Raw genomic sequence first — 11,552 nt, forward strand, 5'->3', positions numbered from 1 at the left:
GAGTTGTTGTTCGTGGGGCGTGCGGATGAGCAGGTGAAGGTCCGTGGGTTCCGGGTGGAGTTGGGCGAGGTGGAGTCGGTTCTTGCCGGGCACGGCTCGGTGGGTCAGGCGGTGGTGGTGGCCCGGCAGGACGGTCCGGGGGACAAGCGACTGATCGGGTACGTCGTCACGGAGAAGCCGGATGACACCGGCACCGAAACCGACACCCAGGCGCTGCGCGCGTACGTCGCCGAGCGGCTGCCGGAGTACATGGTTCCGGCGGCGGTCCTGGTCCTCGACGCGCTGCCGTTGACCGTGAACGGCAAGGTGGACCGGGCGGCCCTGCCCGCCCCCGACTTCGCCGCCCGCGTGTCGGGCCGGGAGCCGCGTACGGAGGCCGAGCGCGTCCTGTGCGAGGTGTTCGCCGAGGTCCTCGGCCTGGAGCGGGTCGGCGTCGAGGACGGCTTCTTCGCACTCGGCGGCGACTCGATCAGCTCGATGCAACTGGCGTCCCGGGCTCGTCGTGCGGGCCTGGTCATGACGCCCCGGCAGATCTTCGAGGAGAAGACGCCCGAACGCCTCGCGGTCGTGGCGGAGGCCGTGGAGAAGGCGGCGGCCTCGGGCCGTGATGACGTCGGTGTGGGCGAGGTGCCCTGGACGCCGGTGATGCGGGCCCTGGGGGAGCGCGCCGCACGGCCGGGATTCGCGCAGTGGATGACGGTCGGCGCCCCGGCGGGGCTCGGCCTCGACGTGCTCGCCACCGGGCTCGGCGCCGTCCTCGACGCGCACGACATGCTGCGGGCCCGCGCGGTCCCCGGCGAGCCGAAGCTGATCGTCGGCGAGCGCGGCGCCGTGGACGCCGGGAGCCTGGTCCTGCGCGTGGACGCGGTGGGCCACGCAGCAGCCACGCTCGACGAGAGCGCGGGGCAGGCGGCGCGCGAGGCCGTCGAGCGCCTCGATCCTGCGTCCGGTGTGATGGCACAGGCGGTCTGGGTGGACGCAGGACCCGGACGTACAGGGCGAGTCGTTCTCGTCGTACACCACCTGGTGGTCGACGGAGTGTCCTGGCGGATCCTCCTTCCCGACCTGCAAGCGGCCTGCGAGGCGGCGGCCGCGGGCCGTGCGCCGCAGCTGGACGCGGTGGGGACGTCGTTCCGCCGCTGGGCCGAGCTCCTGTCCGCCGAAGCGACCAGTGAGCGGCGGGCGGCCGAGCTGGACGACTGGCTCGCCCTGCTCGGCGAGCACCAACCACCACTCGGGGACCGGCAGTTGGACCCTGACCTGGACACCGTACGGACCCTCCGTCAGCAGACCTGGGTGGTGCCGCCCGAGCAGGCGGCCACCCTGGTGGGCCGGACACCGAACGCCTTCCACTGCCGAGTCGACGACGTACTCCTCGCCGCTCTGGCGGGAGCGGTCGGGCACTGGCGACCGGATGTCGCCTCCGGGCTGCTCGTCGAGGTCGAGGGGCACGGTCGCGAGCCCCTGGACGGCGCGGACCTGTCCCGCACCGTCGGATGGTTCACCACCGCTCGCCCCGCACGCCTCGACACGGCCGGAATCGATCCGGCCCAGGTCCTGGCGGGCGGGCCGGCGGCGGGCCGGCTGCTGAAGGCGGTCAAGGAGCAGGCGCGCGCCGTGCCCGGAGACGGGCTCGGTCATGAACTCCTGCGCCACCTCAACCCCGAGGCCGCCCCCGCCCTCGCCGCCGCGCCGACCCCGCAGATCGGCTTCAACTACCTGGGGCGCTTCGCCACAGGCGGCACCACCACCGGTGAGGTCGCCCCCTGGCAGACGGGCGGCGCCACCGCGCTCGGCGGCTCGGTCGACCCCGACACGCCCCTGCCGCACACCCTGCAAGCCAACGCCACCGTCCGGGACACCGCGGACGGCCCCGAGGTGGAGATCCGGCTGAGCTGGCCCGCCACGCTCCTGGCGGACACCGAGGCCGAGCGGCTGGGCCGGACCTGGGTGGAGATGCTCGGAGGCCTGGCCGCGCACACCGCCGACCCGGCCTCCGGCGGACACACCCCCTCCGACTTCCCCCTCCTCGGCAGGGTGGCGCGCGAGGCCTTGCCCCAGGACGGGCGCGCGGCCTTGCCCCAGGACGGAGCCGAGGCCCTGACGCAGGACGGAGCCGAGGCCCTGACGCAGGACGGAGTCGAGCGCCTGGAGTCGGCCGTACCGGACCTGATCGACGTATGGCCGCTGTCGCCGCTACAGGAAGGCATGCTCTTCCACGCCACCTTCGACGACGAAGGCCCTGACGCCTACCAGAGCCAGCGCGTGCTCGCCGTGGACGGACCGCTGGACCCCGCCCGGCTGCGGGCGGCCTGGCAGGCGCTGCTCGCGCGGCACGACGCCCTGCGTGCGAGTTTCCACCGCCTCGCGTCGGGCGACGCCGTGCAGGTCGTGGCACGGGACGTGGAACTGCCCTGGCGCGAGGCCGACTTGACGGGCCTCACGGAGACCGCCGCGCTCGCCGAGGCGGAGCGCCTGGCCGCGGCCGACGCGGCGGAGCGTCTCGACCTGACACACGCCCCGCTGCTGCGGCTGCTCCTGATTCGCCTGGGCGAGCACCGGCACCGCCTGGTCGTCACCAGCCACCACATCGTGGCGGACGGCTGGTCGACGCCGATCCTGCTGGGCGAGGTCGCGGAGGCCTACGGGGCGCACGGTGAGCCCGCCCTGCCGGGGCGCACCGCCTCCTACGCGGACTATCTGGCGTGGCTGGCCCGCCAGGACAAGGAGGCGGCCCGTGCCGCATGGCGGGCGGAGTTGGCAGGGGCGGACGAGCCGACCCTCGTGGCACCGGCCGACCTGGGCGGAGCGCGGACGCTGTCCGAGGAGCGCTCGGTGCGCCTGTCCCGCGAGGCGACACAGGCCGTGACGGAGCTGGCTCGAGCGCAGGGGTTGACGGTGAACACCGTGCTGCAGGGCGCCTGGGCGCTGGTCCTCGCGCGTCTCGCGCGGCGCACGGACGTGGTGTTCGGCACCACCGTCGCGGGACGGCCTCCGGAGGTCCCCGGCGTCGAGTCGATGATCGGCCTGTTCATCAACACGCTACCGGTGCGGGTGCGGCTCGACGCCCGGCAGCCGTTCCTGGAGTTGCTCACCCAACTCCAGGAACGCCAGACCGAATTGATGGCGCATCAGCACGCAGGCCTGTCGGAGATCCAGGCGGTCGGCGGCGCGGGAGCCGTCTTCGACACGATGCTGATGTTCGAGAACTACCCGCGCGGCACGGCCCCGGAGCCGGATCGCGCCGAGGCCGCCGTGAGCCTCGAACTTGTCCAGGTGGACAGCCAGATCGGGACCCACTATCCCCTGGCGATCGGAGTCGTACCCGACGAGCGCCTCGGCGTCCGCGTCACCTATCGGCCGGACGTGTTCGACGGGCGCCGGGCCCTCCACGTGGGCAGGCAGTTGGTGCGGGTCCTGGAGCAGCTCGCGGACGATCCGGCGCTGCGGGTGGGCGACATCGACGTACTGGAGGCGGCCGAGCGCGCCACGGTGGTCGGGCGCTGGAACGCCACCGACCGGCCGGTCCCCGCGGGGACGTTGGGGGAGCTGTTCGAGGCGCAGGCCCGCCGCTCCCCGGACGCGGTGGCCGTGCTCGCGGCGGACCGGCAGTGGACGTACACCGAACTCGACCGGGCCGCCGACCGCGTGGCCCACCAACTGTCGGCGCGCGGAGTGGGCAGGGGTGACCTGGTCGGCGTCGTGATGGAACGGTCGGCCGACGTCGTGGCGGTCCTCCTCGGCGTGGCCAAGGCGGGCGCGGCCTTCGTGCCGATCGACCCGGCGTACCCCGAGGAGCGCATCGCGCACGTGCTGGCCGACGCCGACCCGGCGCTCGTGGTGTGTACACCCGAGACCGAAGCGGTGGTTCCCGAGACGGCGGTCCGATGGGTGCGAGAGGCGCACGACGCATACGGCGTGGGCGACGCGCACGACGCATGCGACATGGGCGATGCGCCGGGTGCCGTGGTGCCCCTCGCCGGGCGGGGGCGCCGGGCCGAGGGCGCCGCGGTCCGCGCGACGGATCCGGCGTACGTCATCTACACGTCCGGATCGACGGGAACGCCGAAGGGCGTCGTGGTCACCCACGGCGGCATCGGCAACCTGGCGACCGGCCAGATCGAGCGGTTCGCCGTACGGGGCGAGTCCCGCGTCCTGCAGCTGGCGTCGTGGAGCTTCGACGCCGCGGTCTCCGAGATGTGCATGGCGCTTCTGTCGGGGGCGGCGCTCGTGGTGGTCGGCGGGGACCGGCTGCCCCCGCACGGCTCGCTCGCGGACGTCGCCGCCGAGTTCGGGGTGACGCACATGACGGTGCCGCCGTCCGTCCTCGCGACGGTCGACGCGCTGCCGGAGGTCGTGGAGACGCTGGTGGTCGCGGGCGAGGAGTGCCCGGCCTGGCTGGCCGAACGCTGGTCGGGACGGCGCCTCGTCAACGCGTACGGACCGACCGAGGTGACCGTCTGCGCCGCGATGAGTCGGCCGCTGCGGGCCACGGCCGACGGGCCGGTGCCGGTGGGCCGCCCTCTCGTCAACACCCGGGTCTACGTCCTGGACGACTTCCTCAAGCCGGTCGCCCCCGGGACCGTCGGCGAGCTGTACGTGACGGGTCCGGGCCTGGCGCGCGGATATCTCCGCAGGCCGGGGTTGTCGGCGGGGCGTTTCGTGGCGTGTCCGTTCGGGATGCCGGGGGGCGCGGGTCGGATGTATCGCACGGGGGATCTCGCGCGGTGGTCTGTCGAGGGTGAGTTGTTGTTCGTGGGGCGTGCGGATGAGCAGGTGAAGGTCCGTGGGTTCCGGGTGGAGTTGGGCGAGGTGGAGTCGGTTCTTGCCGGGCACGGCTCGGTGGGTCACGCGGTGGTGGTGGCCCGGCAGGACGGTCCGGGGGACAAGCGGTTGGTCGGGTACGTGGTGGGTGTGGACGGGGCGGAGGTGGTCCCGGAGGAGATGCGCGCGTACGTGGGGGAGCGGTTGCCGGAGTACATGGTTCCGGCGGCGGTCCTGGTCCTCGACGCGCTGCCGTTGACCGTGAACGGCAAGGTGGACCGGGCGGCCCTGCCCGCTCCCGACTTCGCCGCCCGCGTGTCGGGCCGGGAGCCGCGCACGGAAACCGAGCGCGTCCTGTGCGAGGTGTTCGCCGAGGTCCTCGGCCTGGAGCGGGTCGGCGTCGAGGACGGCTTCTTCGCGCTCGGCGGCGACTCGATCAGCTCGATGCAGCTGGCGTCGCGGGCGCGTCGTGCGGGTCTGGTGGTGACGCCCCGGCAGGTCTTCGAGGAGAAGACGCCCGAACGCCTCGCCCTGGTCGTGGAGGCCGCCGGTCACGGGACGGCCGCTGTCGACGACGTCGGCGTGGGCGAGGTTCCCTGGACCCCGGTCATGCGGACGTTCGGCGACCGCGCCACGGGCGTGGGGCTCGCGCAGTGGGTGGTGGTCGGCGCCCCGGCGGGGCTCGGCCTGGATGTGCTGGCCGCCGGACTCGGCGCCGTCCTCGACGCGCACGACATGCTGCGGGCCCGCGCGGTCCCCGGCGAGCCGAAGCTGATCGTCGGCGAGCGGGGAACGGTGGACGCCTCGGTCCTGGTGTCCCGCGTCGAAGCGGTGCCCGGTGAGGTCGGTGCGGTCGCGGAGCGGGCGGCGCGCGAGGCCGTGGGGCAACTGGAGCCTGCCTCTGGCGTGATGCTGCGCGCGGTGTGGGTGGACGCGGGGCCCGGCGAGGTCGGCCGACTGGTCCTCGTCGCCCATCACTTGGTGGTGGACGGCGTGTCCTGGCGGATTCTCCTCCCCGATCTCCAAGCCGCGTGCGAGGCGGTGGCCGCGGGGCGCGTGCCGGAGCTGGACCCGGCGGGCACGTCGTTCCGCCGCTGGGCCGAAGTGCTCACCTCGGAGGCGGCCGAGGAGCGGCGGGTGGCCGAACTGGACGGCTGGCTTGCCCTGCTCGGCAAGGACCAGTCCCCCTTGGGACAGCGGGAGTTGGACCCGGCAGTGGACACCGCGCGGACCCTGCGCCGTACGTCGTGGGCCGTGCCGCCGGAACAGACGGCCACCCTGGTCGGGCGGACCCCGAACGCCTTCCACTGCGGTGTGGACGACGTACTCCTCGCGGCCTTGGCAGGTGCCGTCGGGCAGTGGCGGCCGGATGCCGCCTCCGGGGTTCTGGTCGAGGTCGAGGGACACGGGCGCGAGCCCCTTGGGGGCGCGGACCTGTCCCGCACGGTCGGCTGGTTCACCAGCGCCCACCCGGTGCGGCTGAGTGCGGACGGGGTGGACCCGGCGCAGGTCCTGGCCGGGGGCCCCGCCGCGGGACGGCTGTTGAAGGCGGTCAAGGAACAGGTGCGGGCGGTGCCGGGCGACGGGCTCGGATACGAACTCCTGCGCCACCTCAACCGCGAGACGGCCCCTGCCCTCACGGCCGCACCGGCCCCGCAGATCAGCTTCAACTACCTGGGTCGCTTCGGAGCAACATCCGGCGCAGGCGCAGGCGCAGGCGCAGGCGCAGGCGCAGGCGCAGGCGCAGGCGCAGGTTCAGGCTCAGGTACAGACACAAGCGCAGCCCCAGGACCAGGCGCCCCCTGGCAGATGGCCGGCGAGACCGCCATCGGCGGCTCCGTCGACCCCGACATGCCCGTCACCCACGTCCTCGCTGCCGGGGCGGCCGTGCGGGACACCCCGGACGGGCCCGAGCTGACGCTCACCCTGAACTGGCCCGGCGACCTGCTGCCGGAGGACGAGGCCGAACGGATCGGCCGGAGCTGGGTGGAGATGCTTGGCGGCCTGGCCGCGCACACCGCCGACCCGGCCTCGGGCGGACACAGCCCCTCCGACTTCCCCCTCCTGGCCGCCTCGAAGGCGCCGTCGACGCAGGCCGCCCTGACCCAGACCGGAGTCGAGGAGCTGGAGAGGGCGGTCCCCGGCCTGGAAGACGTATGGCCGCTGTCGCCCCTCCAGGCGGGCATGCTCTTCCACGCCACCTTCGACGAGGCCGCGCCGGACGTGTACGAAGGGCAGCGTGCCCTCGCCCTGGAGGGCCCGCTGGACGCGGCCAGGCTGCGCGCGGCATGGGAGGCGGTGCTGCGCAGGCACCCGATCCTGCGGGCGAGCTTCCACCGACTCGCGTCCGGCGAGGCCGTGCAGGTCGTGGCGCGGGACGTGGAACTGCCGTGGACCGAGGCGGACTTGTCGGGCCTCACGGAGACCGCCGCGCTCGCCGAGGCGGAGCGCCTGGCCGCGGCCGACGCGGCGGAACGGATCGACGTGACACGCGCCCCGCTGCTGCGGCTGCTCCTGATCCGCCTCGGCGAGCACCGGCACCGCCTGGTCATCACCAGCCACCACATCACGATGGACGGCTGGTCCCTGCCGGTCCTCATCGGAGAGCTCTCCGCGGCCTACGAGGCACACACCACCCGCCCCGACAACCGCGGCCTCCCCTCGATCACGTCCTACCGCGACTACCTGGCCTGGCTGAACCGGCAGGACAAGGGCGTCGCGCGGGAGGCCTGGCGGGCGGAGCTCGCCGGTCTCGACGAGCCGACGCTGGTCGTGCCCGCCGAGTCGGTACGGGTACCTGTCGTGCCCGACCGGATCCGGTTCGCCTTCTCGAAGGACCTGTCCCAAGGCGTCGCCGAGCTGGCCCGCAGCCACGGCCTCACGGTGAACACGGTGGTGCAGGGCGTGTGGGCGCTGTTCCTCGCACGGCTCGCGGGGCGTACGGATGTGGTGTTCGGCGCGACCGTGGCGGGCCGGCCCACGGACCTGCCCGGCGCGGAGTCGGCCATCGGCCTGTTCATCAACACCCTGCCCGTGCGTGTGCCCCTGGCGGCCGGACAGCCGGTCGCCGAGCTCCTCGCCGAACTGCAGGAACGCCAGGTCGCGTTGATGGCCCATCAGCACATGGGTCTCTCCGAGATCCACCAACTCGTGGGCCCCGGCGCGGTCTTCGACACGCTCGTGGTCTACGAGAACTACCCGCACCCGCCCTCGGCGGCATCCCCGGCCCCGGACTCCCTGCGCATCCGCCCCGACGGGGAGCCGCAGGACATGGGCCACTACCCGCTGACCTTCGTCGTGTCACCGGGAGAGCGCATGCAGGGCGACTTCGTCTTCCGCCCGGACGTGTGCGACCGTGCGCGGGCCGAGGCGATGGTCGGGTCGCTGGTGTGCGTCTTCGAGCAGCTGGTCGCCGATCCGTCGGCGCCCGTGGGCCGGGTCGAGGTGGTGGATGCCGAGGGGCGCGATCTCGTCGTGCGCGAGTGGAACCGCACGCTCGACCCGGCGGCGAGCACGGCGCCGCTGCCCGAACTCGTCGGCCGGCAGGCGGAGCTGACCCCCGAGGCGATGGCCCTGGTGTCGGGTGAACGCGCCCTGTCCTACCGGGAGTTGACCGACAGGGCCGGGCGTCTCGCGCGGTATCTCACCCGGGTCGGGGTCGGCCCGGAGTGCCGGGTCGCCGTCGTCGGCGAGCGGTCGGCGACCATGGTGGAGTCGCTCCTCGCGGTGTCGATGGCCGGTGGCGCGTTCGTCCCGGTGGACGCCGGATACCCGGCGGAGCGGATCGCGTACGTACTGGCCGACGCGGCCCCGGCGGTGGCGCTGTGCACACGCGATTCGCTGGGCACGGTGCCCGCGGGATTCCCGGGCCGCGTCGTGGTGACCGACGACCCGTGCGTGGCCGACGAGGTGCGGCGGTGCGCGGGCGGCCCGCTGCGGGACGAGGAGCGGTCGGCGCCCCTGCGGGCGGCCAACACCGCGTACGTCATCCACACATCGGGATCGACGGGCACACCCAAGGGCGTCGCGGTCACCCACGCGGGCCTCGGCAACCTCGCGCGGGCCCAGATCGACCGCTTCGACGTACGGGCGGACGCGCGGGTGCTGCAGTTCGCCTCGCTGAGCTTCGACGCGGCGGTCTCCGAACTCTGCATGGCGCTCCTGTCCGGCGCGGCGCTCGTGGTGGCGGGCCCCGACGACCTGCCGCCCCGGGTGTCGCTCGACGAGGCCGTGCGCCGGGCGCGCGCGAGCCATGTGACGGTGCCCCCCAGCGTCCTCGCGGCCGAGGAGGAGCTGCCGGACACGCTGCGGACCGTGGTGGTGGCGGGCGAGGCCTGCCCGCCGGGGCTCGTGGACCGGTGGTCGCCGGGGCGGCGCATGGTGAACGCCTACGGGCCCACCGAGACGACGGTCTGCGCGGCGATGAGCGAGCCCTTGATACCGGGCAGGGACGTCGTGCCGCTGGGCCACCCGGCGGCGAACACAAGGGTGTTCGTCCTGGACGAGTTCCTGCTGCCCGCGCCGCCCGGCGTGGCCGGTGAGCTGTATGTCGCCGGTGCCGGGCTCGCGCGCGGGTACCTGGGGCGCGCGGGGCTCACGGCGGAGCGGTTCGTGGCCTGCCCGTTCGCGGCGGGGGAGCGGATGTACCGCACCGGTGACGTGGCGCGCTGGACGGACGAGGGCGAACTGCTCTTCGTCGGCCGCGCCGACGACCAGATCAAGATCCGCGGACACCGTGTCGAGCCCGGCGAGATCGAGGCGGTCCTGACCGGCCGCCCGGACGTCGTGCAGGCCGTGGTCGTCGCGCGCCGCGACCGCCCCGACGGCAGCCGTCTGATCGGGTACGTCGTGCCCGAGAGGCAGCGGGACGTCGACGCCGACGAGGTGCGCGCGTACGTGGCCGAGCGGCTGCCGGAGTACCTGGTACCGGCGGCGGTGGTCGTCCTGGAACAGCTGCCCCTCACGGCGAACGGCAAGGTGGACCGGGCCGCGCTGCCCGCCCCCGACTTCGCCGAGCGGGTCACGGGCGGCGAGCCGCGCACGGACACCGAGCGGCTCCTGTGCGACCTGTTCGCCGAGGTGCTGAACCTGGAACGCGTCGGCGTCGGGGACGGTTTCTTCGAGCTGGGTGGCGACTCCATCATGTCGATGCAGCTCGCGTCCCGGGCGCGCAGGGCGGGGCTCGTGCTCACCTCGCGGCAGGTCTTCGAGGAGAAGACACCCGAACGCCTCGCGCAGGTCGTGGAGTTCGCCGAGGACGAGCCCGCCGTCGACGACGTCGGTGTCGGCGAGGTGCCCTGGACGCCGGTCATGCGGGCGCTCGGTGAGCGCTCCGCGCGGCCCGGCTTCGCCCAGTGGGTGGTCGTCGGGGCCCCGGCCGCACTCGGCATCGACGTGCTGGCCACCGGGCTCGGCACCGTCCTGGACACGCACGACATGCTGCGGGCGCGGACCGTTGAAGGAGAGCCGAAGCTGGTCGTCGGCGAACGCGGCGCGGTGGACGCCGCGCGGCTGGTCGCCCGCGTGGAAGCGGCCGGAGCGGCGGACGACGCCGCCCTGGACGAGATCGCGGGGCGGGCGGCGCGCGAGGCCGTCGAGCGGCTCGACCCGGCCTCCGGTGTGATGGCGCGGGCGGTCTGGGTGGACGCGGGACCCGGACGAACAGGGCGAGTCGTGCTCGTCGTCCACCACCTGGTGGTGGACGGGGTGTCCTGGCGGATCCTCCTCCCGGACCTGCGGATCGCCTGCGAGGCGGCCGCCGCCGGGCAGGACGTGGCGCTGGACCCGGTGGGGACGTCGTTCCGCCGCTGGGCCGAGCTGCTCACGGCCCAGGCGACCGGCGAGCAGCGGGCGGCCGAACTGGACGACTGGCTCGCCCTGCTCGGTGCACACCAACCCCCGCTCGGCAAAGCCCCCTTGGACCCGGAGGTGGACACCGTACGCACCCTGCGGAACCGGACGTGGGTCGTGCCGGCCGAGCAGGCGGCCACGCTCGTGGGCCGGACTCCCGCCGCCTTCCACTGCGGCGTGGACGACGTGCTGCTCGCGACGCTCGCGGGCGCCGTCGGGCACTGGCGGCCGAGCACCACGACCGGGCTGCTCGTCGACGTCGAGGGGCACGGCCGTGAGCCCCTGGACGGCGTGGATCTGCTGCGCACGGTCGGCTGGTTCACCAGCGTGCGACCGGTCCGCCTTGAGTTGGCCGGTGCGCAGTTGGACGGCGCTATGGCCGGTGGCAGGGCTGCGGGTAGCTTGGTGAAGGCCGTCAAGGAACAGGCCCGGGGGGTGCCCGGTGACGGCCTCGGCCATGAACTGCTGCGTCATCTCGACCCCGTGGCGGGCCCCGTCCTGGCGGCCGCGCCGACCGCGCAGATCGGCTTCAACTACCTGGGCCGGTTCGCCGCGGGCGGCGGCGCGGGAGCGGGCGGTGCGCAGGGCGCGGGACCGGTCGGGCCGTGGCAGCCGGCGGGCGAGACCGCGATCGGCGGCTCGGTCGACCTCGGCATGCCCGCCGCACACGTGCTGGACGCGGGCGCGGTGGTCAGGGACACCGCCGAAGGACCCGAGCTGACGATCACCCTGAGCTGGACGAGCCGGCTGCTGGAGGAGGCGGACGCGGAACGGCTCGGCGCGACCTGGCTGAAGATGCTCGACGGACTGGCCACCCACACCGCTGATCCCGCGGCGGGCGGACACACCCCGTCCGACTTCCACCTCCTGGACCTCGCACAACACCAGATCGAGGAACTCGAAGCCGGATTCGCCGGCGAGTAGCCCAGCACAAGCCG

General features: G+C 74.1%; 1 protein-coding gene. It reads left to right on the forward strand.

Annotated features, from left to right (window positions below; translation table 11 throughout):
• Positions 1 to 12: 12 nt before the first annotated feature.
• On the forward strand, positions 13 to 11,538 hold the full coding sequence (locus AB0B50_RS00005) for an amino acid adenylation domain-containing protein (protein WP_362323050.1): 11,526 nt from the start codon (positions 13 to 15) through the stop codon (positions 11,536 to 11,538).
• Positions 11,539 to 11,552 lie beyond the last annotated feature (14 nt).

Source organism: Streptomyces sp. NPDC041068 (assembly GCF_040647455.1).
Lineage (GTDB): Bacteria > Actinomycetota > Actinomycetes > Streptomycetales > Streptomycetaceae > Streptomyces.